Source organism: Collinsella sp. AM36-4AA (assembly GCF_003467795.1).
GTDB lineage: Bacteria > Actinomycetota > Coriobacteriia > Coriobacteriales > Coriobacteriaceae > Collinsella.
Window position 1 is genome coordinate 354 of record NZ_QSHS01000009.1, and the last position, 26,796, is coordinate 27,149.

21 protein-coding genes are annotated in these 26,796 nt (G+C 60.2%); 12 read left to right on the forward strand and 9 right to left on the reverse strand.

The annotated features are described in order from the left end of the window. Positions 1–152 precede the first annotated feature (152 nt). Together pdxT and pdxS are read right to left on the reverse strand one after the other, a co-directional pair. The gene (gene pdxT / locus DW850_RS04290) at positions 153–740 is read right to left on the reverse strand and encodes a pyridoxal 5'-phosphate synthase glutaminase subunit PdxT (protein WP_117640532.1); all 588 of its coding nucleotides are present in this window, start codon (positions 738–740) and stop codon (positions 153–155) included. A gap of 20 nt (positions 741–760) precedes the next feature. Then, a complete protein-coding gene (pdxS, locus tag DW850_RS04295; RefSeq protein WP_117640533.1) occupies positions 761–1,651 on the reverse strand; it encodes a pyridoxal 5'-phosphate synthase lyase subunit PdxS in 891 nt (296 codons plus the stop codon). A gap of 145 nt (positions 1,652–1,796) precedes the next feature. Between pdxS and DW850_RS04300 the strand changes: the two genes are divergently transcribed. Together DW850_RS04300 and DW850_RS04305 are read left to right on the forward strand one after the other, a co-directional pair. After that, positions 1,797–3,233, forward strand: coding sequence for a PLP-dependent aminotransferase family protein (locus DW850_RS04300; RefSeq protein ID WP_158549355.1), 1,437 nt, complete (start codon positions 1,797–1,799; stop codon positions 3,231–3,233). 542 nt (positions 3,234–3,775) lie between these two features. After that, the gene (locus tag DW850_RS04305; protein ID WP_117786338.1) at positions 3,776–4,657 is read left to right on the forward strand and encodes a hypothetical protein; all 882 of its coding nucleotides are present in this window, start codon (positions 3,776–3,778) and stop codon (positions 4,655–4,657) included. A 241-nt stretch (positions 4,658–4,898) separates the two neighbouring features. On the opposite strand, the gene DW850_RS04310 is transcribed toward DW850_RS04305, so the two are convergent. Then, positions 4,899–5,462, reverse strand: coding sequence for a ferritin family protein (locus DW850_RS04310; protein WP_070097113.1), 564 nt, complete (start codon positions 5,460–5,462; stop codon positions 4,899–4,901). A gap of 253 nt (positions 5,463–5,715) precedes the next feature. Here DW850_RS04310 and DW850_RS04315 point away from each other — a divergent pair, with 253 nt between their 5' ends. The 6 genes from DW850_RS04315 (at position 5,716) to DW850_RS04340 (ending at position 11,448) form a co-directional block, all read left to right on the forward strand. Further along, positions 5,716–6,936 (forward strand): iron-containing alcohol dehydrogenase, encoded by a 1,221-nt coding sequence (locus DW850_RS04315; RefSeq protein ID WP_117786339.1) that lies wholly within the window; start codon positions 5,716–5,718, stop codon positions 6,934–6,936. Positions 6,937–6,944: 8 nt separating this feature from the next. Further along, on the forward strand, positions 6,945–8,324 hold the full coding sequence (locus tag DW850_RS04320; protein ID WP_117786340.1) for an aldehyde dehydrogenase: 1,380 nt from the start codon (positions 6,945–6,947) through the stop codon (positions 8,322–8,324). 91 nt (positions 8,325–8,415) lie between these two features. Continuing rightward, positions 8,416–8,742, forward strand: a complete 327-nt coding sequence (locus DW850_RS04325; RefSeq protein ID WP_117786341.1) for an HIRAN domain-containing protein — start codon at positions 8,416–8,418, stop codon at positions 8,740–8,742. 18 nt (positions 8,743–8,760) lie between these two features. Then, positions 8,761–8,940 (forward strand): hypothetical protein, encoded by a 180-nt coding sequence (locus DW850_RS04330; protein ID WP_117647461.1) that lies wholly within the window; start codon positions 8,761–8,763, stop codon positions 8,938–8,940. 66 nt (positions 8,941–9,006) lie between these two features. Continuing rightward, positions 9,007–9,552, forward strand: a complete 546-nt coding sequence (locus DW850_RS04335; RefSeq protein ID WP_233540612.1) for a metallophosphoesterase — start codon at positions 9,007–9,009, stop codon at positions 9,550–9,552. A 138-nt stretch (positions 9,553–9,690) separates the two neighbouring features. Then, positions 9,691–11,448, forward strand: a complete 1,758-nt coding sequence (locus tag DW850_RS04340; protein ID WP_117786343.1) for a DUF2130 domain-containing protein — start codon at positions 9,691–9,693, stop codon at positions 11,446–11,448. A gap of 79 nt (positions 11,449–11,527) precedes the next feature. On the opposite strand, the gene DW850_RS04345 is transcribed toward DW850_RS04340, so the two are convergent. The 3 genes from DW850_RS04345 to DW850_RS04355 all read right to left on the reverse strand — a co-directional run bounded on the left by DW850_RS04345 (position 11,528) and on the right by DW850_RS04355 (position 16,350). Continuing rightward, positions 11,528–14,209, reverse strand: coding sequence for an RNA helicase (locus DW850_RS04345; protein ID WP_117786344.1), 2,682 nt, complete (start codon positions 14,207–14,209; stop codon positions 11,528–11,530). Positions 14,210–14,477: 268 nt separating this feature from the next. After that, positions 14,478–15,359 carry a tRNA (guanosine(46)-N(7))-methyltransferase TrmB gene (locus DW850_RS04350; protein ID WP_117786345.1) on the reverse strand — a complete coding sequence of 294 codons (882 nt, stop codon included), beginning with the start codon at positions 15,357–15,359 and terminating at the stop codon, positions 14,478–14,480. 118 nt (positions 15,360–15,477) lie between these two features. Further along, the gene (locus tag DW850_RS04355; RefSeq protein WP_117786346.1) at positions 15,478–16,350 is read right to left on the reverse strand and encodes a hypothetical protein; all 873 of its coding nucleotides are present in this window, start codon (positions 16,348–16,350) and stop codon (positions 15,478–15,480) included. 267 nt (positions 16,351–16,617) lie between these two features. Between DW850_RS04355 and DW850_RS04360 the strand changes: the two genes are divergently transcribed. The 4 genes from DW850_RS04360 (at position 16,618) to DW850_RS04375 (ending at position 21,114) form a co-directional block, all read left to right on the forward strand. After that, on the forward strand, positions 16,618–17,334 hold the full coding sequence (locus tag DW850_RS04360) for a helix-turn-helix domain-containing protein (protein WP_117786347.1): 717 nt from the start codon (positions 16,618–16,620) through the stop codon (positions 17,332–17,334). Further along, complete coding sequence (locus tag DW850_RS04365; RefSeq protein ID WP_158565219.1) at positions 17,334–18,230, forward strand: DUF4097 family beta strand repeat-containing protein; 897 nt, start codon at positions 17,334–17,336, stop codon at positions 18,228–18,230. The genes DW850_RS04360 and DW850_RS04365 overlap by 1 nt, the downstream gene beginning before the upstream one ends. Before the next feature lie 97 nt (positions 18,231–18,327). Further along, positions 18,328–20,235 carry an elongator complex protein 3 gene (locus DW850_RS04370; RefSeq protein WP_117786349.1) on the forward strand — a complete coding sequence of 636 codons (1,908 nt, stop codon included), beginning with the start codon at positions 18,328–18,330 and terminating at the stop codon, positions 20,233–20,235. After that, a complete protein-coding gene (locus tag DW850_RS04375; protein ID WP_117786350.1) occupies positions 20,236–21,114 on the forward strand; it encodes a spermidine synthase in 879 nt (292 codons plus the stop codon). 26 nt (positions 21,115–21,140) lie between these two features. Here DW850_RS04375 and DW850_RS04380 read toward each other — a convergent pair whose 3' ends face one another. The 3 genes from DW850_RS04380 to DW850_RS04390 all read right to left on the reverse strand — a co-directional run bounded on the left by DW850_RS04380 (position 21,141) and on the right by DW850_RS04390 (position 26,759). After that, on the reverse strand, positions 21,141–23,585 hold the full coding sequence (locus DW850_RS04380; protein ID WP_117786351.1) for a DEAD/DEAH box helicase: 2,445 nt from the start codon (positions 23,583–23,585) through the stop codon (positions 21,141–21,143). Positions 23,586–23,701: 116 nt separating this feature from the next. Continuing rightward, positions 23,702–25,006 (reverse strand): ATP-binding protein, encoded by a 1,305-nt coding sequence (locus DW850_RS04385; protein ID WP_117563507.1) that lies wholly within the window; start codon positions 25,004–25,006, stop codon positions 23,702–23,704. Beyond that, positions 24,999–26,759, reverse strand: a complete 1,761-nt coding sequence (locus DW850_RS04390; protein WP_233540613.1) for a TerB N-terminal domain-containing protein — start codon at positions 26,757–26,759, stop codon at positions 24,999–25,001. The genes DW850_RS04385 and DW850_RS04390 overlap by 8 nt, the downstream gene beginning before the upstream one ends. Between the last annotated feature and the right edge of the window lie 37 nt (positions 26,760–26,796).

A 26,796-nucleotide genomic window follows, 5' to 3' on the forward strand; every position in this document is an offset into this window, starting at 1 on the left:
TGACAATTTCGACTGTAATGGACGTTCTTAAACGACTACATAGCATGAGAGTGGATAATCTCCCGGTTTGGGCCTGTGTTCGAGCTCAAAGTGGGAGATTATCCACTCTCATTTGTTGTGTGTGCGAAAATCCACGCTCGTTTCTATTCCGCCTACATTTGTAGGAACAGTTCGTGGAGGCGGGTGTCTTTATCGAGTTCGGGGTGGAAGGTTACGCCGAGCTGGTTGCCCTCGCGGGCGGCGACGATGCGGCCATCGACCTCTGCCAAGGCCTTGGCGTCGCCGTGGACCTCGACGATGCGGGGCGCGCGGATAAACGTCAGCGGCACTTCACCGTCGATGCCGTCTACCTGGCCCTTGGTGCGAAAACTGCCGAGCTGTCTGCCATAAGCGTTGCGCTCAACGAGTACGTTCATGGTTGCTAGGCGCGGCGTTCCCTTATCGTCGTGTGCGGCAAGATCGCGCGCCAATAGAATCAAGCCGGCGCAGGTGCCAAGGACGGGCATGCCTTCAACAATGTGGGTGCGAAGCTCCTCGAGCATGCCAAGCTCATCAAGCAGCTTCCCTTGAACGGTAGACTCGCCGCCGGGAAGTACCAGACGGTCAAAGTCCTGCTTCAAATCAGCCGCCTGCCTTAGCTCAATACAGCGTGCGCCCAGCTCGGATAGCCTTGCCTCGTGCTCGGCAAAAGCGCCTTGGACCGCCAGCACGGCGACCGTCTGGTCTGCGTAATCGCTCATGTGCGATCCCTTCTGCTGGACTAGCGCCCGCGTTCCTCCATGATGATCTCGATTTCGTCGGCGTTGATGCCCACCATGGCCTCGCCCAGGTCTTCCGAAAGCTCGGCGATGAGTTTGGCATCGGTGAAGTTTGCCACGGCCTTGACGATGGCGGCTGCGCGCTTGGCGGGGTCGCCGCTTTTAAAGATGCCCGAGCCGACAAAGACGCCTTCGGCGCCCAGCTGCATCATCAGCGCGGCGTCGGCGGGGGTCGCTACGCCGCCGGCGGCAAAGTTTACGACGGGGAGCTTGCCCGTGGCATGGACCTCGCGCACCAGCTCGACCGGAACCTGCAGCTGCTTGGCTGCCTCAAAGAGCTCGTCGTCGCGCAGGGCAACAACGTCACGGATCTGCTTTTGGATCTTGCGCATGTGACGCACGGCCTGAACGACGTCGCCCGTACCCGGCTCACCCTTGGTGCGAATCATCGTGGCGCCTTCGGCAACACGGCGCAGCGCCTCGCCCAGATCACGGGCGCCGCAGACAAACGGCACGTCAAACTGGGTCTTGTCGATATGATAGACGTCGTCGGCAGGGGAGAGAACCTCGGACTCATCGATGTAGTCGATCTCGACGGCCTGCAGGATCTGCGCCTCGACGATGTGACCGATGCGGCACTTGGCCATGACGGGGATGGAGACGGCCTCCTGGATGCCCTTGATCATCTTGGGGTCGCTCATGCGCGACACGCCGCCTGCGGCGCGGATGTCGGCCGGGATGCGCTCGAGCGCCATGACGGCGCAGGCGCCCGCCTCCTCGGCGATGCGTGCCTGCTCGGGCGTGGTGACGTCCATGATGACGCCGCCCTTGAGCATCTGCGCGAGCTCGCGATTGAGTTTGACGCGATCGGCCTTGTTGGTCTGTTCTGCCATGGTTGCTCCCTTGGTTGGCATGTGCATTGCTTGACGGAACATCCTATCGGGGAGCTGGGTATGGCGAAATACTCAGTTTTCGAGATAATTACAAAGTCAGACTAATACCAGAATGAATGACTTAATAAGGTCAGGTGACAAACTCATGCTTGACTACAATTTGGAAAAACGCGGCGAGGCATCGCTTTATGAGTATGTTTACCAGCAAATTCGCGATGATATTGTTGCTGGCCGTATTGCGGCGGGGGAGCATCTTCCGTCTAAGCGCGCCTTTGCCAGTCATCTGGGAATCAGTGTCATTACTATCGAGAATGCATATAGCCAGTTGCTTGCCGAGGGCTATATTTGCTCAATGCCGCGTCGTGGCTACTACGCTTGCGAACTTCCGGATGCACCGGTTTTGGCTTCGGCTGCGGAGGACATCGACCGAGATGCTGTCCCTGTTGGTCCCAGCGCGCATGATGCCATGGGGCAGGCAGAGCGATTCGACGCACTTTCTCCTTCCGCTTTGGAGGCGGCGCGGCTTTGGCAAAGTGCGCTACGGGCGACGCTGACGTCCGAAGACGAACGTGAAATCTTTTCGCCCGCACCGGCGCAGGGCACCGCTCGACTGCGACGTGCGATTGCGCACCATCTGCGCGGGACAAGGGGCATGAATGTCAATCCCGACAATATCGTTATCGGTGCGGGCGCCCAGCTGCTCGATACCATGTTGGTTCAGTTGCTTGGCGCGGACAAGGTGTATGCCGTCGAGGATCCAGGCTATTTGCGCTTGACGCGCATCTATCAGGCCATGGGTTGCGAAGTGCGGCATGTCCCGTTGGATGCTGAGGGCGTGGACTTGAGCGCGCTGCAGAAAACCGGGACCGATGTCCTTCACCTGATGCCGTCTCATCAGTATCCGACCGGTCTTGTGACGAGCATTGCACGTCGCTATGCGTTGCTGAGCTGGGCCGCCGAGCGGCCAGGTCGGTATCTCATCGAAGACGACTTTGATTGTGAGTTTCGCCTTGCCGGCAAGCCGATTCCCGCGCTCGCGTCGATCGATGCCGCCCAGTCGGTTATCTACACCAACACGTTTTCGAAGAGCCTTTCATCGGCGTTACGTTTGGCGTACATGGTGCTGCCCGATGAACTAATGGAGAGGTTTAAACGCAACCTTGGTTTCTACGCCTCGTCGGTAAGTTCTGTTGATCAGGTTGCCTTGGCGCGTTTGCTGGAATCGGGTGATTACGAGCGACATGTGAACCGCGTGCGCGTTCGTGCTCGTGGGGCGCGTGATGGCCTGGCGGCGCTTGTACGGAAAACGTTTCCGGCAGGGGAGGTTTCGATCGATCATGCAGACGCGGGCCTTTACTGTATCGTGGTTGCGGAGCGTGGAACGGGCGGAAGCACTTTTGCACGGGCCCTCACGCGCTCGAGCATCCCTTTTATCGATATCGGTGACTGTTTTTGGTGTGCCGATGGCGCATCTGTCCCTGAAAACTCAACTCAAATTCTTGTTCAGTATGACGATCTGAGTCCAAAAGTACTAACTACCTTGGAATTGCAGCTAATGGGGGGCACTCTGCAACCTAAGTGAGTAGACTTTTAGCACTTTGGCGACCAGGCAGTTTTGTAACAAGCTATCTACCTGCGGTTTTGAAAAGCAGGATGACCGGCCTGCTCGGGATGTTCAAAAAAGTCTACTCACTTGCCGCGCAAAGCTCCTGCATGAGAAAAAAATGGGGTTTTCAACAGGGCTTCGTCCAGCTCTCGGCAAGCTTTTGGCCAGTTGGGGAGGGCTGTTGAAAACTTGGCAGTCCGTTCGGCGCCATTTTTGGTGCGTTCGCGCCAATGCGTGACTGACTGGGTTGAAATTCGTGTTTTCCTGTGCCTATGAAGGATCTACTTTGTGACATATCAGCTTTTAGGTACTGGCGTTTGCCTCCTCAAGTCCGCGCTTTGTGTCCGCCGCTTCCACGACCGGAAGAAGACCGGCAGCGATATGATCTCGCCCGCAACCCGACGGCTGCGGTCGCGCTCGGTTATCCGTTGTATACATTGGTTCGGACGAGAAACAAACGGACTTGTCCTGCCAGCATTAGGCAGCGGCTGTTTCTTGGTGAGCTTCCCAGGGAATCCGTGCTGGAAACGGAGCATGGGTTTTTGATTACGTCTCCTCTACTGACGGCATTCATCATGTTGCGGCATCTGACGGATCTTCAGCTTCTTTTGGTATTGGCGGAGATGTGCGGCTTGTTTGCGGTGTGTGCCCTGCCGGCGGCACTTGAGGCGGAGCTTTCGCGTGCAATTGATTCGGGCGCGATTTCGACAACTTCGGGCTGGACACGCTGTCCGTCCGAGGATGGCGTCGCTTCAGATTTATGGCGTCGCGACGCTTTGGTTTTGAGCGGAGACCTCGACCGTTTTTGTTCAGATGTTTACGGGATGCGGTACGGCAAGCGATTTATGGCGGTGTCGCGTTTCGTTCCGCTGGGCGCCGCATCGCCCTTTGAGGTCGAGGCGTATTTGTTGTTTGCACTGCCGCGAACACTAGGGGGCGAAGGTTTTTGCGGCATAGAGCTCAATGTCGAAGTGAGGCTAGGTGCAAGTGCTCGAGCGATTGTGGGAAAGTCCCGCGTCTTTATCGACCTGCTTCTGTCTTCGCCGGACGGAGCGCGACAGGTGGCCATTGAATGTCAGGGAAAGGCCTCGCACGGGCGCGCAGGGGACGGCTTGCGTGACGCTGACCGCATGACGGCCCTTCAGGCCATGGGCTACGATGTACTTCTCCTGACACACAGACAGATATTCGATGAGGATAAATTCCGCGCGATCGTTAAGGCCGTATGCAGGATGCTCGATGCTGAATATCGTGATAAAAGTTCAGATGAGCAAAGGGCTGAGACATTACTCCGGTCCGAACTATTCGTTGACTGGACAAAATTGGGAGTAATCGACGGAAAGATGCCCGTTAGACACAAAACAGCTCGATCGTGGACGGCTGCGGTTCTAAGTGAGTAGACTTTTGGCACTTTGGTGACCAGGCCGTTTTGTAACAAGGCATTTACCTGCGGCTTTATAAAGTGATATGGATGGCCTGCTCGGCAAGTTCAAAAAAGTCTACTCACTTAGTTTTTGACGAGAAGCCGATGCCGAAGGCGGTCCTGTTTCAGGGCGTTAACAAGTTCGTGAGTCACGAAAAAGGCCCGAACCATGCGGTCCGGGCCTCATCGAGCTAGAGATTATCTCTCAGGCGGCTGGCTTAGCCAAAGTAGCGCTTGAGCAGACCGGCGAAAGCCTTGCCGTGGCGAGCCTCGTCGCGAGCCATCTCGTGCACGGTGTCGTGGATGGCATCGAGGCCAGCGGCCTTGGCGCGCTTGGCAAGATCGGTCTTGCCGGCGGTGGCGCCATTCTCGGCCTCAACGCGCATCTCGAGGTTCTTCTTGGTGGAGTCGGTCACAACCTCGCCCAGGAGCTCGGCGAACTTGGCGGCATGCTCGGCCTCCTCGTGCGCAGCCTTCTCCCAGTACAGGCCGATCTCGGGATAGCCCTCGCGATGAGCGACGCGAGCCATGGCCAGGTACATACCGACCTCGGAGCACTCGCCCTCAAAGTTGGCGCGCAGGTCAGCAACGATGTCCTCGGAGACGCCCTCCATCTTGGCGACGCCCACGACGTGCTCGGCAGCCCACTCGAGCTGACCCTCCTCCTGCTTTAGGAAGCGAGAGCCGGGAACGCCGCACTGGGGGCACTTGAAATCCTCGGGCAGCTGGTCGCCGTCGAACTCTTCCACATAACCGCAAACGGGGCAAACAAACTTCATGATTCGATCCTTTCGATCGATGGCGATGGAGCGCTCGTCCGGTCCCGTAAGGGCCCTCTCCGGACGTGCGTCTTGACGAGTTCTATTATCCATAAATGCAACCAAATGTGAAGCCTATTAGGAATGATTTTTAATAAAAAATTTTAGGCATGTGAAGATGTTGATTGATTAACGATTGCCAGGCCGCTCGAGACCTCCGATGAGTACAATCGGTCGAGCAAATGTTGACCTATCAACAAATGAAGGAGTTTCCTTTATGCATCTAGCCCGTCGTGCCTGGTGCCGAACATATCAGACGGTTTTTCGCATCGCATTGCCGATCCTGCCCTATACCGAGCCGCGCATTTTGGAGCATGCCGAGGACGTGCCCGCGGTGCTTCAAAAGCGCTCGATACAGCGGGTTCTTATCGTGACGGATCCCGGTATTGCCCGTCTGGGGCTCACGGCGCCGCTCGAGACGGCGCTCGCGTCCAAGGGAATTGGCGTTACGGTCTATGCCGAAACGCGTGCGAACCCCACGGTCTCAAACGTGGAGGAAGCGGCGTCCCTGTATCGCGAGAGCGCCTGTCAGGCCATTATCGGCTTTGGCGGCGGCTCGGCCATGGACTGTGCCAAGGGCGTGGGCGCACGCATCGCACAGCCAAACAAGCCCATCAACAAGATGCGCGGCCTGCTGCGCGTTCATCGTCGCCTGCCGCTGCTCATCGCCGTTCCCACCACGGCAGGTACGGGTAGCGAGGTCACGCTCGCAGCGGTCATTACCGATGACGAGTCGCACTACAAGTACCCCATTAACGACTTTGTGCTTATCCCGCGCTTTGCGGTGCTCGACCCCGAGTTTACGCGCGGCCTGCCCGCCTCCATTACGGGGCAGACGGGCATGGATGCCCTGACGCATGCCGTCGAGGCCTTTATCGGCCGTAGCACCACGCCCTACACGCGCAAGATGGCGCGCCAGGCGGTGCAGCTCATCCACGACAATTTGCTCGAGGCCTATGAGTATGGCGACGACATACGTGCGCGTCGCAATATGCTTTCGGCGGCGTATAAGGCGGGCGTTGCGTTTACCCGCTCCTATGTGGGATACGTTCACGCCATCGCGCACAGTCTGGGCGGCCGATACGGGATTCCGCACGGCTTGGCCAACGCGATCATCCTGCCGCACATGCTCCGCGCTTATGGTGACGCCGCCGCCCCCAAGCTCGCCGATCTTGCTCGCATGGCGGGCATTGCGCCGGCTACCGCGCAGGACGGTCTTGCGGCCGAGGCCTTTATCGATTGGGTCGACCGCATGAACGTTGCCCTGGGTATCCCCAAATATGTGACAGGCATTCGCCGCTCCGACATTCCCGAAATGGCAACGCACGCCGATGCCGAGGCCAATCCCCTGTACCCCGTTCCGCTTTTAATGGACCGTTTGGAACTCGAGCATATGTACGAAGTTATCGCAGGTGGTATGTTTGAGGACGAGAACTAGGAGGGTCCATGAACACCGAGGAAATCGCGCGCATCGTTGCCGATCAGCGCGCCTATTTTAAGACGCACGCCACGTTTGATGTCGATGCTCGACGCCGCGCCCTCGTGCGCCTGCGCGAGGCGGTGCGGGCACACGAGATCGATATCGCCCATGCGCTCAAGACCGATTTGGGAAAGTCGCATGACGAGGCCTATATGTGCGAGATCGGCACCTCGCTTTCCGAGATTCGTCATCAGATCGCTCACGTGGCTCGATGGAGTCGTCCGCGCCTGCGTCTGTGTGACCTTGCCAATGCCGTGAGCGTGTGCAAAACGCAAGCCGTGCCCTATGGCGTCACACTCATTATGGCGCCCTGGAACTACCCGTTTTTGCTGACGCTCGAGCCACTCGCCGGCGCCCTTGCCGCGGGTAATACTGTGGTCATCAAGCCGAGCGCCTATGCTCCGGCATCGAGTGCGGTGCTCAAGCAAATCTGTGAAGAGGCATTTGATCCGCGCCTGGTGATGGTTGTCGAGGGCGGGCGGGCCGAAAACGAGGCGCTGCTCGATGAGCGCTGGGACAAGATCTTCTTTACCGGTAGCGTTCCGGTCGGCAAGCTCGTCATGGAGCGCGCAAGTAAAAACCTTACGCCCGTGACGCTTGAGCTGGGCGGAAAGAGTCCCTGCATTGTGGATGCGACGGCAAACTTGAAGGTTGCGGCACGGCGTATCGCCTTTGGTAAATGGCTCAACGTGGGACAGACCTGCGTGGCGCCCGACTACCTGCTGGTCGATACGAGCGTGCACGACGAGCTGCTGGGCCTCATCAAGGAGGAGGTCCGCCGTATGTTTGGCGAGCATCCGCTCGATAACGAGGACTACGGGCATATCGTCAACGCCAAGCATTTCGTGCGCGTACGCGGGCTGATCGACTCCGATAAGGTTGTGCTGGGAGGTACCGCGCGCGAGACTTCGCTCAAGATCGAGCCGACGATTTTGGACGGCGTGTCCCCCGATGACGCCGTGATGCAGGAGGAAGTCTTCGGTCCCATTTTGCCGGTGCTGACGTTTGAGAGCCTAGACGAGGCCGAGACGTTTATTACGGATCGTCCGACGCCGCTGGCCCTGTATATCTTTAGCCAGGACCGTGCGGCTCAGCAGCGCTTTGTGCGCTACGTGCCCTTTGGCGGCGGCTGCGTCAACGACACCATCATGCATTTGGCTACGAGCCATATGGGCTTTGGCGGCATGGGTGCGAGCGGTATGGGGCAGTACCATGGACGCGAGAGCTTCGATACGTTTAGCCACAAGAAGAGCATCGTGAACAAGGCAACGTGGTTGGACGTGCCATTCCGCTATGCCCCTTATGCAAGCTGGAAGCACAAGTTCGTGCGCATGTTTGTGCATTAGAATCAGATAAGGATGAATTTATGTCCGCACGGGCCCGTAGACTTCTCGATAAGGTTGAGTGCCGGGTATCCCGGCCGTTAGAGGAGCTGCTATGTACGAGCCTTCACGTGTTCTTCTGTCGTTTCACATTGCGGGATTTCAGTATGCCGACGGCGCCTTGGTCTTGGGCGATCTTAAAGCGGGCGATAAACTGACGCTGCGTGCCGAACGTGATAATCCTCACGACCCTGAGGCGGTTGCGATCTATTATGGCAAGACCAAGCTTGGCTATGTTCCGGGAGACGAGGTTGGCCCGCTGTCCTTGATGATGTATTACGGGCATGAGGACGTATTTGAAGCCCGTGTGCAGCAGGTTGCTCCCGAGCGCAGCCCGTGGCATCAGGTGCGCGTTGGCCTCTATGTGGTGGATGCCCGCTAGTCGGCAATGGAGGCGGTCATGGTTGATGACGACGACCTGTTCGATCTGACAGACGATCCGTTTGAGTGGGATATGCTGCTCGATGACGATGAGTTGGAGCAGGACCGGAAGAAGCGGCAGGACAAGAACGCCCAGGGTGACGCGTCGAAAAAGAAAGACAAACGCCGCCGAGGTCCGTTCGGTGGGCTCTTTGGCTAACCGACGCGCCAAAGCGTCTGTATACTAGGCACGTGTTAGACACGTTGCGAAATGAGGATACAGACGATGATGTGGTTTACCGCCGACCTGCACCTGGGCGATACGAATATCTTGCACGATATGGATCGGCCGTTTGATTCGGTCGAGGAGATGAACCGCAAGGTCATCGATGCCATCAATAAGTGCGTGGCGACGGACGACCGTCTCTACATTTTGGGTGACTTTACCTATCGTTTGCCCCTGGCGGAGGCAGTGCGCCTGCGCGAGCGTATCAAATGCCAGAACGTGGCGCTCATTCGTGGCAACCATGACGGCGATTGGGAAGATCCGGACGCGCCGCACATTTGGGATGAGGTGCGCGATTACCTGGAGGTTGCCCCGGGCTATGCCAAGGGCCATCGTCTGGTGATGAGCCACTACCCCATGCTCAGCTGGAATGGCAAGGCGCGCGGTGCCATCATGCTGCACGGACATATCCACAGCAGGGGAGACCGCGTCAACGCGCGCAACCGCGATCGCGAGCGCCCTATTTACCGCTACGATGTGGGCCTCGACGCCAACAACTACAAGCCCGTAAGCCGAGACCAGATCCTGAATTTCTTTGGCCTGTAGCTCGCAAACCGCCACGAAGGGGACAGGCACCTTTGTGGTGGTTCTGGCGCCGTTGCCATTATGGCAGCGGCGCCTTTTTTGTCCGCGCGGCGCGGTAGAGTGTAGACGGTTTAAATTTGCGTCCATCGAGGAGCTGCCATGAACGAGATCAAGTGCCCGCATTGCGGCGAAGTGTTTAAGGTCGATGCGTCCGGCTATGCAGATATCGTCAAGCAAGTGCGCGATGCCGAGTTCTCGCGTGACCTGGATGAGCGCGTAGCGGCGGCTCGACGCGAGGGCGAGCAGGCGCTGGAGCTTGAGCGTTCGCGTTCGGCGTCTGCCCTGCAGGAGGCGGAGTCTCAACGCGATGCTCAGCTTGTCGAGCAGAAGAACGCCGCGGCCCAGGAGCTGGCACAAGAGGTTGCCAAGCGCGATGCCGAGCTTGCCGAGCTGCGCGCCAAGCTCGAGGGCGCTGCCGCAGAGCGCGAGAGTGCAAGCCAGCGTGCGGCGGTTGAGGCCCGCGCCGATGCTCAAAAGGAGAATGCCGAACTGCAGCGCGAAATCGACAACCTGCGTGCGCAGTTGGGGCGCAAAGATGATGAAGCCAGGCTTGCCGAGGCAGCGGCACGCAATGCTGCTCAAAACGACCTGTCCGCACGTGATGCCCAGATTGCCGAGCTGCAAGCCAGGCTCGCCGCGGCGGACAAGGCCCAGGAGATGGCGCTTGCTGCTGCTGCGGCCGAGTCGCAGCGTGAGCTCGAGGCCGCTCGCAGCGAGGCCGAACGTACGCTTGCTGACTATCGCGCGAAGGTTCAGGAGAAGTTTTCCGTCGCAAAGGCTCAGTCCGAGCAGGAGGCCGAGGGTCTGCGTGCTCAGCTGCGCGAACAGGAACTGACGGCCAAGATGAACCTATCGGAGGCGGTCGCCGCGGCGGAGCGTGAGCGTGACGAGGCCCGCGCCAAGCTCACGAGTGAGCTGGCGGTGCGCGATTCACGCGAGGAGCAGGCCAAGGCGGCACACGAGCTCGAACTTGCGCAGACCAAGCGCGCGAACGAGGAACTGATTCGCTACAAGGATGAAGAGATTGAGCGCCTTAAGGACATGAAGGTCCGCCTGTCCACCAAGATGGTGGGCGAGTCGCTCGAGCAGCACTGTGAGACCGAGTTTAACCGCCTGCGCATGACGGCGTTTCCCAACGCGTATTTCGAGAAGGATAACGATGCATCCGAGGGTACCAAGGGCGACTTTATCTTCCGCGAGTGTGACGAGAGCGGCAACGAGATCATTTCGATCATGTTCGAGATGAAAAACGAGAACGACGAGACCGCGACCAAACACAAGAACGAGGATTTCTTTAAGAAACTCGATCATGATCGCCGCCAGAAAGGCTGCGAGTATGCGGTGCTCTGCACGTTGCTCGAGCCCGAGAGCGAGCTTTATAACGCAGGAATCGTGGACGTGAGCTATCGCTACGAGAAGATGTACGTGATCCGCCCACAGTTTTTCATTCCCATGATTACGCTGCTGCGCAACGCCGCCATGGGTTCGCTTCGCTATAAGCAGGAACTGGCGGAGTACAAACAGCAGAATATCGATGTCACGAACTTCGAAGCCAAGATGGAGAAGTTCAAGGATGGCTTCTCGCGCAACTACAACCTGGCGAGCAAGCAATTCGAGTCGGCAATCAAGGAGATCGATGCCGCCATTAAGCAGCTCGAGAAGACCAAGGACGACTTGCGCCGCAGCACCGAGAACCTACGCTTGGCCCACAACAAGGCCGATGAGCTTACCATTCGCAAGCTCACATGGGGCAACAAGACCATGAAGGCAGCGTTTGACGAGGCGCGCGAGGCTGCGCCAGAGACAAACGAGGAGCCAGCCGAGGCGGATTCGTATGAGGTCGAGGATGCCGAGTAAGGCATAGCGGATAGTGAAAAAGCGGGGCTGCTGGCGATGTTGCCAACAGCCCCGCTTCGTTTCGTCCCAATATGCTTGGCTAATCCTCGAGCAAATCCTCGATAAAACCGACGCGGTAGTTCTTGAAGATGACCTCGCCACCGTCTTGCGTGGCGTCCAGATCGACATCGCCCATGATACCAAAGTCGTGGTCGCCGTCCTCGTCGGCAAAAATCTGGTGCACGTGCCACACGTGGAGCGCCTTCTCGTCGGACTCGTCGATCGAGAACATAGCAGAGGAGCGCGCGTCGCCGTCGGTGAGAATCTCCTCGTGCTGCTCGTGGTAAGCGTCGAGTGCTTTTTGCCAGCGGATCTCGCTCATGCCCCAGTCGTCGTCGAGCTCGCCTAGGTCGCGCACGTGCCCGCGGGCGGCAAGGGTCACGCGGCGGAAGAGCGCGTTGCGCACCAGCAGCGTGCAGCCGCGGCGGTCAGCCACGACTTCGTCGATGCCCTGCGGCGGTGCGGCGTCGAGGGCCGCCGGGTTGCCGGCGTTCTCCCACTCGTCCACCAGGCTCGAGTCGACCGAGCGCACCACAAAGCCGAGCCACGAAATGATGTCGCAAAGGCGCTCGTCGCGCTTTTCGATGGGCACGGTACGGTCGAGAGAACGGTAGGCCTCTGCCAGGTAGCGCAGCAGAATGCCTTCGGAGCGGGCGATGCCGAGCTTTTGAATGTAACCCTTAAAGTCGCTCGCGCTCTCCAGCATGTCGCGCAGGACGCTCTTGGGCGAGAGCTGGTAGTCGTTGGCCCAGGGTACTTCCTGGCAGTACTTGTCAAAGGCGGCGTCGAGCAAATCCTCGAGCGGTTTTTCGTACGTGACGTCCTGAATACGCTCCAGACGCTCCTCATACTCGATGCCGTCGGCCTTCATCTCGGCCATGGTGCGGTCGCGCGCGGCGCGCTCCTGTGCGCGCAATACCTGCTTGGGATCCTCGAGCGTTGCCTCGACCATTGAGATTAGATCCATGGTATAGGTCTCGCTCTCGGGATCGAGCAACTCCAGCGCGGCAAGCAAAAACGGCGAGAGCGGCTGGTCGAGTGCGAAGTCCTCGGGCAGATCGACCGTCAGCGCATAGTCGATGTCTGGTGCGGCGTCGGCCGGGGCATCCAGCGCGGGCGGCACTTCGGTGCGCACGACGACGCCGGAATCGATAAGCGTGGCGAAGATTTCGTCGGCGCGAACCTCAAGCTTGGCCTTTTCCTCGGGGGTCTGCAGGCTTGTCTCGATAAGGTCGTGCACGCGGGCGCGGGCGTTACCGCCCTGCTCGACCACGCTAATTACCATAGAGTGCGTGATGCGCAGGCGCGGCTTGAGCGTCTCGGGCTGCGTCTCGATCAGGCGTTCAAAGGTTTGCTTGTTCCAGGAGACAAAGCCCTCGGGGGCCTTTTTCTTTTTAATCTTACGGAGCTTTTTGGGGTCGTCGCCCGCCTTGGCCATGAGCTTGGCATTCTCGATCTCGTGCTCGGGTGCTTCGGCAATCACCATGCCCTCGGTATCGAAGCCCGAGCGGCCGGCGCGGCCGGCAATCTGGTGGAACTCGCGGGCGCGTAGGCGACGCATCTTGTAGCCGTCGAACTTGGTGAGCGCGGTGAGCACCACGGTGTGGATAGGCACGTTGATGCCGACGCCGAGCGTATCGGTGCCGCAGATGACAGGCAGCAGGCCCTGCTGCGCTAAGCGCTCGACCAGCAGACGATAGCGCGGCAGCATGCCGGCATGGTGCACGCCGACGCCGCATCCGAGCAGGCGCTTGAGAATCTTGCCAAAGGCTGTGGAGAAGCTGGTGCCTTTGGCGGCTTCTTTAATAGCCTCGCGCTGCTCTTTGCTGGCGATGCCAAAATTGGCGAGTGACTGCGCCGTCGCAAGTGCGGCATCCTGGCTAAAGTGCACGATATAGAGCGGGGCCTCGCCACGGCGCATGGCGAGCTCGACCGTGCCCTCGAGGGAGGTCGTCACATAGTCGTAGCTCAGCGGAACAGGACGCGGGGCGTCGACAACCAAGTCGCAAGCAGCGCCGGTGTGTTCCTCGAGCGAGGCGGCGATGGCGGTGACATCGCCGAGCGTGGCGCTCATGAGCATGAATTGCGTGTGAGGCAGGGTGAGCAGCGGCACCTGCCAGGCCCAACCACGATCGGGGTCGGCAAAGTAGTGGAACTCATCCATGGCCACGCAGCCTGCGTCGGCATCTTCGCCCTCGCGCAGTGCGTCGTTGGCAAGGATCTCTGCCGTGCAGCAGATGACGGGCGCCTTGGTGTTGATATGCGTGTCGCCGGTGATCATACCGACGTTATCGCGGCCGAGCACCTGCACCAGATCGAAGAACTTTTCGCTGACCAGGGCCTTGATAGGGGCCGTGTAGTAGCAGCGCTTGCCCTGTGCCATGCCCATAAAGAGCATGCCCAGCGCGACAAGCGATTTACCCGATCCGGTCGGCGTACCCAAAATAACGTGATCGCCGGCGGCCAGGTCCATGAGGGCTTCTTCTTGGTGACCCCACAGCTCAATGCCGCGGTCGCTCGTCCATTCAAAGAAGCGTTCGAAGGCCTGATCGGGCGTGAGCCACGGTTCGGGCTCACTGCCGTCCTCGGGCTCCCACCAGGTGGGGGAGAGCGCGCCGAGCGATCCGAACTCGGCCTCGGTTCCCGTGCCGCCCGAGAATGAGCTAGCGGCGCCCGAGCCTGAGACGGTGCTGGCGGCGGTATCTGTCGTGCTTTGCGTCATGCGGGTAACTTTCTCTCGCGTTTGTCCGCCATCCATTATGGCGTAGCGGCGGCGCGGGATGCCAGCGCGCGAGAAAATGCAGGAAATGGGCGTTCCGCTCAGCCGTTTGGCGCAGGCGCTAGCTAAGTGAGTAGACTTTTTGCAATAGTGCGAGCATATGGCTTTTTCGCAAGGGCTCTACCTGCGGTTTTATTTTCTCCTATGCGGGTTGTGCTTGGCTATTGCTAAAAAGTCTACTCACTTAGGTTTGAGGGTCGTTCGCCGGCGCCTACTTGCGCTTGTTTACCGACGCCGCGACCATCAGAGGCCCCTGGGATTCTTGCGGCAGGCGCTTTTTGCCCTTGCGGGCGCGGTTTTTAAAGTTCTCAACGGCCTCTTCCATGCCCAGAGGTACATAGGTGAGCTCATCGAGGTCGTCGGGTAGGTAACAGGCAAGGCTTTGCTCCTGTGCTCGGCCTGTTGCGAGCTGTTCTTCGGTGGGCTCCGCGCCGGGTGCGGCGCAAATGCCGTAGACGACAGCGCCCATATCGCGGGTGCGCTGCTCGTATTCGGTCTCGGGGTGCTCGGGATGGTCGCGACGGACGTCGTCACTTGCCCACAGCGTGTCGTAGCCGGCTGCGGCAAACTGCCCCAGGGCGTAGTCGCGTAGTGGCTTGCTGTCGGTGCGCAGCGTGACGGTGGCGCCGGCTGCAAAGAGCGGGCGGTAGAGCATCAAATGGTCGACATGGACGAGTCGTTTTTTGGCGTATTTGGCCTTGGGCTGCGGCGTGGGAAAGTTGATGGTGATGGCATCGAGCTCGCCTGCGGCAAACAGCTGCGGCAGCGATGCAGCGCCTCGGGGCAGGACGAGTGCGTTGGTCAGTTCCTGCTCGCAGATTTTCTGCGCGGCATAGGCGATGCAGATGGGCTCCTGGTCCATACCGATAAAGAGCGTGTTTGGCTCGTTGACCGCGCGCTCTACAAGGTAGGTTCCCTTGCCGCAGCCAAGATCCAGGTGCAGGTGTTCGAAAGGCTTGCTGCCAACTGGCGCGCAAGCCGCGCGCCAATCTCCGACATAGGCCTCGGGGTTCGTCTCAATCGCATCGGCGTAGCGCTCCAGGCGCTCCTCGAGTACAAAGTTCTTAGGCGTGCGAACGTGGACGGCTCCCATGAGGCTCCTTGGTCATAAATGCGAAACGCATGGCTGCGCGTTTCGGCAATGCGTTGGAAGAAGGTGGGCATGGTTTGCCCGAAAGATGCGGTGCGGCTCGGCGGCGAGTCGCCGATACCTACAGGCGCTTGAGGATCACATAGCGGTTGAGATCGCCGCTGCGACCGTCGGCATGGAAGCGCTCAAGCTCGCGCACGGGGACCTCGCCGCTCTTGTAGAACGTACGGACGCCGCGCACCAGGTCGGTGATCTGCTGATCGTCAAAGTGATGGCAATAGCGGTAGGCGTGGCGGTCGTTTTGCCAGCCAATGAGGTGGTCACCGGCTTCAAACTGCGCGGAATCGTAACCCTCAAACGGCGGGGTGAGCTCGGCGCGGGCCTCGGCACGAACGGCCTTGCGCGCCATGCGCCCGTCGTTCATAAACTCCCAAAAGCTGATGGCGATGATGCCGCCCGGGCGTGTCTGGCGCACCAGGGTGTCGAGCACGCGTACGCGGTACTCGCACGACGGCACGTGGTGCATAAAGCCAAAGCAGACCGAGATATCGGCGAGCGGGGCGTCGAAAAGCACGTCGGGTGTCTCGGCGGGGTTGAGCTTCATGAGGGCGTCGAGCACGTCGAGTTCCTGGAAGTGCAGGTTGGGAATGCGCAGGGCGTGGCCATGTGCATCGATGGCCAGGTCTTGGCACGAGTCGACGCCATAGAACTCGAAGGGGCAGCTGGCATCTGCCGAGGGGTTTGCGCCGTCGACGCCCTTGGCGGCAAGTGCGCCGCCGGCGGCAAAGTTCTCGAATCGCATGTTACCGCAGGCAAGATCGAAGACGCGGACGGGATGCTCGATCGTGGCGACGTCGAGCTGCTCGAGCGCTATGTCCATGGTGCGCACCCAGCCGGGCCACGGTGCCTGGCGCGTATCGGAGAAGGAGGCGGAGTGCTCGCGATAGAACGTATTGTTGAGCTGAATGAGCGATGAGGCGAAATCGCGGTTCACGGCGCGGAACTCCCTCCGTTGGCGGTGCGGAATAAACAGTACGACCATACTACCGTTAACGCCGCAACGGGGACAACCGAGCTGCGGGTCATTGCTTTGTTTGGACACATTTCCGCAGCTCATATATGCCCGCAACCGCCGGTTGTCAAAAATCTCACTAGAATAGGTGGCATGCTTTTGGCGGTGGCGGATAGATTTTTAACTGTGCAAGGCGCCTTAAGAACAAAAACGGTCCGGCGGCACGGCTGGCATCGCATAGGAGGAACCATGAATGTAGAAACTGCGCAGCGGCTCGCCGACCTTCGTCGCAGCAAGGGTTTTAGCCAAGAAGGGCTGGCGCGAAAGCTGGGGCTGTCGCGCCAGGCGGTCAGTAAATGGGAGCGTGCGGAGAGCTCGCCCGATACCGAGAACCTGATCTCGCTCGCAAAACTCTATGGCGTGAGTTTGGACGAGCTCCTCAATCCGAGCGATGAGATCGAGGACGATATCGAGTTTGAGAACGAGGACCGCGCCCGTCAGCGCGAGGCCGAGGCAGCGGAGCGCGCCCGTACCCATGAGGCGGCGGCACGTGCTACCGAGGCGGCAACGCAGGCGAGTGATGCCGCCGCCAAGGCGGCGCAAGCGGCAAGCTGGAGCGCGCAGGCAGCTAATGCGGCGACGGCTCAGGTGACGGGTGCCGGTGCGACCAGCGTGACTCCGGTGAAGGGTCCGTTTCAGTCGTTCCCGTATTGGGCCGTGTGCTGGCTACTGTTCTTTTTGCTGATGTTCCCGTTTGGCGCCGGCCCCTTTGCTGCGCTCATCTTCTTTACGATCCCCATCTATCACTGGGTGGCGCGTGCGCTCGATGGCGATTGGGCGCGCGGGGATATTCAGGTTGGTCCGGCGCCGGAGGCGGCTAAGGCTCAGGATGTTTCCGCTGCGGTTGATACTGACGTGGCTACCGCGATCACCGCTGAGCCGAGCGTCAAAGAGGGTGATGAATGATGAGGCTTTCGCATGAATCGAAGGTACGCTTGGGCGTTGGCATCGGAGCGTTTGTACTGATTATCGGGCTTGTGTTTGGCGTTTCGCGAACTTTGATTCATTTTGATGGCCCGTGGGATCTCGACGATGTTGTACCCGGCTTGTCTGGTATGGATGATATGCTTGACGAGGACGATCTTTTGGATGGCGGTAACTATTCCGCTCGGCCTCAGCAGCTTTCGAGCACGACTTTTGACGAAGACGCGTTCCAATCGCTCGACTTGGATGTGACGTCGGGAACGGTCGAGGTTAAACGTGTCTCTGGCGGACCGGTGCGTGTCATCGAAAGCGGGTACGTTGCAAAGGGGGTGTCTGCTTCCGATGCCGCCACTCAGAATCTGGTCAAGATCGAGGGCTCTACACTCAAGATTAGCCAGTTCGACAGCGATGACGAGCGCGCCCATGACCGTAAGGTCACCATTGAACTGCCGCGTGAGCTTGCCGATAACATGATGGGCATTACGGCAAACGTGGGGTTGGGAGACCTGACGGTCACGGACATTGCGTGTCATGACCTCAACTTGACTTTGGACTCGGGAGACATCGAGTTTGCGGGTACTGTAGCCGACACCCTGAATGCCAAGGTAGGTTCGGGCGATGTGACGTTCGAGCTCTACCAGGCCCCCGCGAAGTCTATGGACGTAAGCGTGGACTCGGGCGATGTGGAGATAACGGTTCCGAACTCTACGGGCTTTACGGCGAGCCTCACCGTGGGCAGCGGCGACTTCGAGAGCGGTTTCCTTCCGCTTGGCTACGATGGCGAGACCATATTGAATCTTGAATTCGACAACGGTGATAAGTCTGCCACGTATCGTTTTGAGGTTGGTTCGGGTGACATGTCGTTTGATCCGGAGTGACATGCGGTTTTCGGAGATTGGTGCATATAGGCATGCTCTTTGATGGAGGCGCCGGGGCCGTGGTCGGCTTCGGCGCCTTTGCCTTTACAATGGGGGCATGGAACAGATTATCTTGAACATACTCGAGGCTCTGCGTCGCGGCGAGACTGTGGACGACAAAGCGCTCGTCAAATTGATACATGCCGAGGCGCGCCGCGAGGGTGCCGACAAACGCGATTTGGCTAAGCGCCGTCTGCTGCCGTTCTACCAGCGGGTTAAACGTGAGGAGCCGGCTCGGTGGGCTGCGTGGAATGTCGATTCCGATCTGGAACGTCAACTGCTGCAGGTGCTGCGTATGAAGCCGCGCCGAACGGCCTCGGGCGTGGCGACCATTACCGTCATCACCAAGCCCTGGCCATGCTCGGGCGATTGCCTGTTTTGCCCCAACGATCTGCGCATGCCCAAAAGCTATCTGCATGCCGAGCCGGCGTGCGCCCGTGCGGAGCAAAATTGCTTTGACCCGTATCTGCAGGTGAGTGCCCGTTTGACGGCGCTTTCGCAAATGGGGCATGCGACCGATAAGATTGAGCTCATTGTGCTCGGCGGTACCTGGAGCGACTATCCGCAAGGGTATCAGACGTGGTTTATGTCGGAGCTCTTCCGCGCGCTCAATGACGATGCCGTGGCTGGTGTGGCGGCTAACCCCATGTTGGCGCGTCCGGGCATCAGTCGTGCCGAGGCGGGGCGTCTGCTCGATGACGCTCCCGCCGATGCCCTGCCGCCTGTGGTAGCAGAGCGCCGCGAGCGCTATCGGGCCGCCGGCATTGCGACAGACGAGGTCGAGCTTGCTGCCGGCGTTGCCGACGAGCAGGGGCGTGTGGATGCTGCCGTGGGCGGCTATAACCGTGCGGTGCGTCGTCTGTACGGTCCCGGTACGCCGTGGGGCGAGGTCACTGAGTGGCAGACGGCAACGATGGAGGAGCTCGAGCGTCAGCAGCGTATCAATGAGACGGCGAAGCATCGCGTGGTGGGACTCGTTATCGAGACGCGCCCCGATGCTGTAACGCCGCAGGCGCTTACGCTCATCCGCCGCCTGGGCTGCACCAAGATCCAGATGGGTATCCAGAGCCTCGACCAGCACCTGCTCGATATCAACGAGCGTCGCATTTCGGTGGCGCAGATCGAGCGGGCGTTTTCGCTTGCGCGCCTGTTTGGCTTTAAGATCCACGCGCATTTTATGCTTAACTTGCTGGGCGCCACGCCCGAGGGGGACAAGCGCGACTACGAACGCTTTATGACCGAAGGGGCCTTTATGCCCGACGAGGTCAAGGTCTACCCGTGCGCGCTCATCGAGGGCTCGCGTCTGGTGGGCTGCTATGAGCGTGGCGAGTGGCGCCCCTATACCGAGGAAGAGCTGCTTGATGTGTTGGCCGATGACATCGTGGTGACGCCGGCGTTCTGCCGCATCAGTCGCATGATCCGCGACTTTAGCTCCGACGACATCATGGTGGGCAACAAGAAGCCCAACCTGCGTCAGCTCGTCGAGAATCGCTTGGCGGCTCGTGGAGAAGGCGCAGTGGTGCGCGAGATTCGCTATCGCGAGATCAGTACCGCGGGTGCCGACTTGGATGAGCTTTCTCTTGATGAGGAAGTGGCGTACGAGACGCCGGTGACTTACGAGCGCTTTTTGCAGTGGGTGACGCCGCGGGGCAAGATCGCGGGCTTTTTGCGGTTGTCGCTGCCCGACCATTCGTTTGTTGCCGCGCATGCGGACGAGTTGCCGACGACGCCGGACGAGGCGATGATTCGCGAGGTGCACGTGTATGGCATGGCGGCACGCGTGGGCGACCAGGGCCAGGTGGCGCAGCATCACGGGTTGGGGCGTTTGCTCGTAGAGCGTGCGTGCGAGATTGCCCGGGATGCCGGCTATGCGCGCATCAACGTGATCAGCGCGATCGGTACGCGCGAGTACTATCGCCATCTTGGTTTTTATGACCATGGCCTTTATCTGCAAAAGGAGCTCTAGATGAACAAGCCGAGTGTTTCTGCCGGCGTCGTTGCCGGCGTTGCTCTGGGAGCCGCGGCGCTTGGTGCGGCCGCTGTCGCTGTTCGTGCTGCCTGTCTGCAGGTTGCGCGAACCCGCAATGGGTTGGCGCGTGTGAAGCGCGTGCACGACGAGGGCGGCGACGAAGTCCGCGTATTGGTGCAAGGCGGCGTCTACCAAAGCGCGAGTTACGTTGGCGAGCGTTGGGCTGAGCCCGCCTTTGCGTACTATCGTGCGTTTGACGACGTGTTTGAGGCCGAGGATGCGATGCGCGACGTTTATGGTCACGGTATCAGCCGTATGCTCATGCTGGGTGGCGGCGGGTTTGCCTACCCCAAGTTTGCACTGATGTCGCACGAGGGTTTGCGCATGGACGTCATCGAGTATGACGGAGAGATTACGCGTCTGGCCCGCCGCTGGTTCTACCTAGACGAGCTGGAGCGCACGGCGGGCGATCGCCTGCGGGTGATTACTGCCGAGGCGCGTTCGTACCTGGGCGTGACGAGCGTGGGGCATCGTCGCTACGACGTGATCGTGAGCGATTGCTTTGGCGGTGCCGAGCCCGTGCGCGAGCTGGCGACGGTTGAGGCGTTGCGTTTGGTGCGAGGCGGCCTGAACCCCGGGGGTATCTACGTGGCCAATATCGTGAGCGCAAGCGAGGGGAGCGATGTGACGTTCCTGCGCGACTGCGCTGCCACGGCACTCGAGGTGTTCGGCCACGCCTGGGTGGTCCCATGTGGCGATGCGAAGTTCGGCGGCGAGGAAAACTACCTGCTCATCGCCAGCGACGGCAACTACGCCTTTGCCGAAGCCGTGCCCTTCGACACCGACTTCCTCGGCACCGTCCTTCACGACAAATAAGTCTCCCCGTCCCAAAAAGACTGGTCTTAGGCGTGGTCGCGCCAGCCGAGAACGCGCTGCTTCATACCCTCGATGTCGAGCACGCCTTCGGCGAAGCCCTTGCGCACGAGCTCTTCGGGAACCAACTCGTCGTAGCGGTCAAAGTAAGGCACCTCGCCAGGATAGACGAGCTCGATGGGATCGAAGTCCTTCTCGGCCTCGTCGGCGAGCACCTCAAAGAACGTCTCCTCGTCGGCCTTCATCTTAAACTGCAGAAAGTACGGGCGTGACGGATCGAGCCCGCGAAGGCCCAGCTCCGCGGCACATTTAATCTTGAGCATGCGCTCGAGCGCCAAAAAGGCGTAGCTGCCCAGCCAGGGGAAGAGCACCCAGGTATCGCCGCCCAGGTTAATGAGCGGCTTGGTTCCCGCCCCCGAAATCTCGGCCGTATGACGAGCCTGCGCCAAGCGGGCCCGTGCGTTACCCATAAGGTACGGATATGTCGCGTGCTCGTTGAGCGCCTTGTGCATGCGCTCGAGCACATGCGTGTTAATGTCTCCGGGGCAGTCGCCAAAGTAGGCCGGCACCCGGCCCTTGACCTGCGTGGCAAAGACAGTGTGACGCTTCCAGTCCACTTCCTCGACAATCCAGCAGTGTCCGGCGATGGCGATGCGCTCGCCGGGTGGGGGCGGATTAACGATCGTGCCCAGCTCAGCCGATTCGCTCCGGACGGTAAACTCCTCGTTTTCCTGGAACACGGCGTAGAACTTAAAGTTATTGATGATGCGCTCGCCCGCGAGGCCCACGATGAGCCCGCCACCTTCGGTGACCTGGATATGGTCGATCTTAATGAGGTGACGTAGCAGCACACGGTAATCGTCTGCCGAGACACGGTGGAAATAGCTGAGCGTGAGCACGCGCTGGGCAAGTTCGGCCGGCGTGAGCTCGCCGGTGCTGGCGAGGGTCGACATAGTCTGGTGATAGAGCAGGCTGTAGGGGAGACGATCGAGCTCGGGTGGCTCGACCCACTTTTCCTCGCGATAGAGTTGTACGAGCGCGATACCCTGCAGGAGCTTCCAGGGAATGGTTTCGGGCATCATCGTGCGCGGCTCGGGCTCTTCCTCGCGCATGACAAACCACATCTCGGGCGGAAGATCGCGACGGCCTGTGCGCCCCATGCGCTGCAAAAAGGAGCTAACGGTAAACGGCGCGTCAATCTGGAAGGCGCGCTCCAGGCGGCCGATATCGATACCGAGCTCCAACGTAGAGGTGGTGACGGTTGTCTGCGTCTGCTCCTCGTCGCGCATGAGTTCCTCGGCCGTCTCGCGCAGCGATGCCGAAAGATTGCCGTGATGGATGAGAAAGCGGTCGGGCTCGTGCCGGCTCTCGCAGTAGCTGCGCAGCATGGAGCACACGGCCTCTGCCTCCTCGCGAGAGTTGGCAAAGACCAGGCACTTGCGGCCGCGCGTATGCTCAAAGATATAGCCCATACCGGGGTCGGCGTTGTCGGGCGCTGTGTCGGTGGGGTTGAGAAGCGCCTGCTCGGTCGCTCGTGGGATGTCGACTTCGCCCTCGGGGGCCGAGGAAGTGCGGCGGTTCCCGGAGGTAGCCTTATCCTGTGCCCGTTCGCGACGTTGACGGCGCTCCTCCTGTGTGAGCTGTCCGCTGTGGCGCGTGTCTTGGGTGTCGGCCGGCAGCGCTGTGGGTGCCGCCGCCTCGATGCGCTCGCATGCGAGCACTTCGGCTTCCTGCGGACCTGTGCCCATGAATTCCCGCTGCTGAGCCTGGGGGCCCGAGTTGTAGAAGTGCTCCATGGAGATGCGCCACACGCGGCGCGGTTCCTCAAAGCGGGGGATAACGCAGTCGCGCCCCGTTCCCTGCGAGAGAAAGGCGCCCGTGCGCTCGGGGTCGCCGATGGTGGCCGAAAGGCCAATGCGGCGGGGCTGCACGCCTGCCATGCGCGAGAGGCGCTCGATAAGACAGAGCGTCTGCCCGCCGCGGTCGCCGCGCATGAGCGAATGGACTTCGTCGATAACCACATAGCGCAGGTCGCAAAACATGCGCGGGATCGCCATGTGCTTATGGATCAGGAGCGCCTCGAGCGACTCGGGCGTAATCTGCAAGATGCCGCTCGGTTTTTTGATGAGCTTGGCCTTGTGCGACTGCGAGACATCGCCGTGCCAGTGCCAGACAGGGATATCGGCCTCTTCGCAGAGGTCGTTGAGGCGAACGAACTGGTCGTTGATGAGTGCTTTGAGGGGGCCAATGTAGAGGGCGCCCACGCTCGCGGGCGGGTTCTCCCAAAACTCGGTCAGGATGGGAAAGAAGGCCGCCTCAGTTTTGCCAGATGCCGTGGATGCCGTCAGGAGCACATTGTCTTGCGTGTTGAAGATGGCATCTGCCGCCGCAACCTGGATGGAGCGCAGACTCTCCCAATCGTGGGAGTAGATGAAGTCTTGGATAAACGGGGCGTAGCGGTCAAAGGCGTTCACGGGGCCTCCTTTCAACAACGAATCTCTCAACGCGGCTGGCAACGGCTTGCTGCATTACTGCTTCAACGTTTGCCCAGATAAAACCTGCCAAAATAAACCTGTCCCTTATTGGCAGGTTAGATGGTGAATTCGGCGAAGTTACGGTCGCCGCCTGCGGTATCGGTGTCGCCTGTTGCGGTTGCCGGCGCCAACGCGTCGCCGCCGACGCTTTGCAGCAGCTCGGCCACGTTGGCGTCGGGGTTTTGGCATAGGATGTCGAGCAGCTCGATAAAGTCACGAATGACTTCACGCGGCGTCAGATGCGTGTCGGCCCCCACGCGGCCAAACTCAATCTTGAGAAAGTCCACCAAGTCGTTTTCGGTAAGCGTGGGTGTCCAGCCAAAGTAGCCGGCATGGATCTGCATGAGTTTTTCGATGAGCACCAGCAACTCCTCATAGGTGAGTGGCTGCAGGCGGATGATGGGCGCGAGCATGTCCTTAAGGTCCTCGCGCGCAAAGCGACCCTGAGCGAGTCGGCTGCGCAGGGCCTCGTAGGAGAACACGCCGCGGCGGCGGTCTTCGATGGAGGTTGGCGTGCCGCCCATGATCATGCCCAGGTACTGCGCCTTGCCCTGAAGTGTGTCGTTGTACATGGTCAGGATCTTTTCGTAGTTGTATTGGCGCGTGATGGCGTTGGGAATCTTATACAGATTCACGAGTTCGTCGATGAGCACCAGCATGCCCTTGTAGCCGCTGCAGACCAAAAAGCGCGCAATGAGCTTAACGTAGTCGTACCAGTCGTCATCGCTGATGATGGTCGAGGAGCCCAGCTCGGCGCGTGCCTCGCTCTTGGTGCGGTATTCGCCGCGAATCCATTTGGTCACGCGGCTCATGGCCTCTTCGTCGCCCCCGGATGCGGCCATGCGATAGCGGCGGAGCATGCGGGTGAAGTCGAAGCCGTGGACCATCTCCTCGAGCGGGGCCAGTTGGGCATTGACGACCGACTCGTCGACGTCGGCACACGAGGCGACCCAGCGATCCAGAATAAGGTTGAGCGCACCGCCCTCGGGGCGCGTCTTGGTCGATATATTGCGGATGAGCTCGCGGTAGGTGGCAAGGCCCTGTCCCTGACCGCCCTGCAGGCGGCGCTCGGGCGACAGGTCGGCATCAGCGACGACGAATCCCTCGCCCATGGCGTGCGTGCGGATGGTCTGGAGCAAAAAGCTCTTGCCGGCGCCGTAACGACCGACCAGAAAGCGGAAGCTCGCGCCACCGTCGGCGATGAGACTCAGATCGGTGAGCAGGGCGCGGATCTCGACCTCGCGCCCTACGGTGATGTAAGGAAGGCCGATGCGCGGGACCACGCCGCCCTTGAGCGAGTTGAGAATGACGGCAGCGACGCGCTTGGGCACGCGAGGTGCTGCGGATGCGGTATCACTCATGGTCTAGGTATCCTCTCACGTCTGCTTCGTAGTCCTCGATAATCTGCGGCCCTGCCGCGCTAAATTCAATTACGGTGTCGCCCACCAGGTCAAAGAGCGCCTCGTTGATGGTATCGACGAGCATGTCCTCGCTCTGCCCCGACCTCTCAACCGCCGACGCCGCCTGCGCCGTGTTCTGCTCGAGCAGTGCGCGCAGATAGACGGCTGCGGCTGGTGCGAGTTCGTTCGCAGCGTCAGCGGAGGCAGTTGCTGCGGACGTGGGCGTCGGCACGAGAAGCGGTGCCACGACGCCAAACTGTTCGGTGGATATGGTCGGCTCGTCGTCCTCGTCCTGCCCTGCGGCCGCCGCGACCGCCTCGACCGTCGCGGCGGTCGCGGGCTCGGCTTCCGGTTGCCCTGAGTCCGCTGTCTCGGCATCTGCAAGCGTGCTGTCTTCGCGCTCCTCGTCGATCAAAAGCGCCTCGCGCGTTTGTGCGGCGGCGCTCCGAATGTGCCCCAGCTGGCTCAGGTCGATATCGATCTTGACGGGCTGATGTGCGGCATCCCATGAAAGCCATGCCGTGATTTCGTCATCGATAATCTTGGCCAGATATTTGGGGACCTTCTCTTCCTTAAGGGGATGGGCGGGGTCCAGGGCCAGGCGTAGGCGCTGGTCGCAGGCGCGCATCATCTCACCGAGCTTGCTACTTTTTTGTCTGCTGCCGTGAATGCGCATGCATTCCCAAAACCCGTTTTGGCAGCGGTAGACGTGAATGGGGTCCAGGCGATATTCGCAGTCCTCGTGGCGCTCGGGCGCAAAGAATACGGCCGACGCAAACATGGTGTAGGGCATGGCCGTCTCCTCCCCAAATAAACTCGCCACGATGCCGGTCTTTCGGTGCGTGTCATAGTAGCGCGTCATGCGGACATACGCGGCGCACGCCACGTGGCGCAGATCGCGGTGGTGGCTGCGGTCGAGCCGCGAGTTACTTAGGTTGTACGTGGAGAGGGCATTGATGGCGGCCATGAGTCGTTCCTCGCGCGCCTCGTCGGGCGGAAGGGGGAGCGTGGGCTCGGAGGCCTTGCGACGCTTGGGCGCCTGGTCCGACGGTGCCGGTGCTGGTACAAGGTCTCGTGCCGCGCGCCGCAGCTCGATAAGGGCGTTATCGAACATGACGGTTTTAGAGTCACGAAGCAGCTTGGGGTCGAGCCCGTGGAACACGGCGTAGTCCTGCAGCCACACGCGCGCAAACCGGTCGATGCCGGGCTCGAAGGCGCGATAGACATCCCAAAAAGCCTTGATCTTGTTAAAACCATCGAGCGGATCATCTACGCCAATGCCGCAGATCAGCTCGTAGAGATACAAGAAGGCAAACGAGGTCGATGTCTCCTCGATATTCCCGCGGCGCACTTGGGCACGCCAGGTAAAGTAGCCGCGCAACTGCCGGTCGCTCATGGCGTTGTAGGTGGGAAAGTACGACTTAAAGGTGCCGTTGTAGGGACAGTCGTCCTCAAAGTCGGCCATCAGCAGGCCTTGGCGGTAGAAAAGTTCGGCTTCCGAAAGCCAACGGCCCGCGCCGCCCTTTGGGTCTTCTTGCCAACGCGATATCTCACGCATCTTGCGGTATTGGTCGGGGAGGAAGTTCTGCATCTGTCGGCCGGTCTTGAGAATCGGCTCGTCTGCGTAGATTTCGTTTGAGAAGCGGGCGGACTGATGGGTCCGAGCCTCGGCCATAATGCGCTCGATGAGCATCTTGATGTCCTGGTCGGCCACCGCTCCTCCTCTCGAACGCAGCTACGGTGACCTCATA

Excerpts from the sequence above, each read along its gene's own strand:
- DW850_RS04330 (WP_117647461.1), top strand. The coding sequence starts at position 8,761 with ATGGTTGATGACGACGACCTGTTCGATCTGACAGACGATCCGTTTGAG.
- DW850_RS04340 (WP_117786343.1), top strand. The coding sequence starts at position 9,691 with ATGAACGAGATCAAGTGCCCGCATTGCGGCGAAGTGTTTAAGGTCGAT.
- DW850_RS04335 (WP_233540612.1), top strand. The coding sequence starts at position 9,007 with ATGATGTGGTTTACCGCCGACCTGCACCTGGGCGATACGAATATCTTG.
- DW850_RS04365 (WP_158565219.1), top strand. The coding sequence starts at position 17,334 with ATGAGGCTTTCGCATGAATCGAAGGTACGCTTGGGCGTTGGCATCGGA.
- DW850_RS04300 (WP_158549355.1), top strand. The coding sequence starts at position 1,797 with ATGCTTGACTACAATTTGGAAAAACGCGGCGAGGCATCGCTTTATGAG.
- DW850_RS04370 (WP_117786349.1), top strand. The coding sequence starts at position 18,328 with ATGGAACAGATTATCTTGAACATACTCGAGGCTCTGCGTCGCGGCGAG.
- DW850_RS04350 (WP_117786345.1), bottom strand. The coding sequence starts at position 15,359 with ATGGGAGCCGTCCACGTTCGCACGCCTAAGAACTTTGTACTCGAGGAG.
- DW850_RS04375 (WP_117786350.1), top strand. The coding sequence starts at position 20,236 with ATGAACAAGCCGAGTGTTTCTGCCGGCGTCGTTGCCGGCGTTGCTCTG.
- DW850_RS04320 (WP_117786340.1), top strand. The coding sequence starts at position 6,945 with ATGAACACCGAGGAAATCGCGCGCATCGTTGCCGATCAGCGCGCCTAT.
- DW850_RS04325 (WP_117786341.1), top strand. The coding sequence starts at position 8,416 with ATGTACGAGCCTTCACGTGTTCTTCTGTCGTTTCACATTGCGGGATTT.
- DW850_RS04385 (WP_117563507.1), bottom strand. The coding sequence starts at position 25,006 with ATGAGTGATACCGCATCCGCAGCACCTCGCGTGCCCAAGCGCGTCGCT.
- DW850_RS04315 (WP_117786339.1), top strand. The coding sequence starts at position 5,716 with ATGCATCTAGCCCGTCGTGCCTGGTGCCGAACATATCAGACGGTTTTT.
- DW850_RS04360 (WP_117786347.1), top strand. The coding sequence starts at position 16,618 with ATGAATGTAGAAACTGCGCAGCGGCTCGCCGACCTTCGTCGCAGCAAG.
- pdxT (WP_117640532.1), bottom strand. The coding sequence starts at position 740 with ATGAGCGATTACGCAGACCAGACGGTCGCCGTGCTGGCGGTCCAAGGC.
- DW850_RS04345 (WP_117786344.1), bottom strand. The coding sequence starts at position 14,209 with ATGACGCAAAGCACGACAGATACCGCCGCCAGCACCGTCTCAGGCTCG.
- pdxS (WP_117640533.1), bottom strand. The coding sequence starts at position 1,651 with ATGGCAGAACAGACCAACAAGGCCGATCGCGTCAAACTCAATCGCGAG.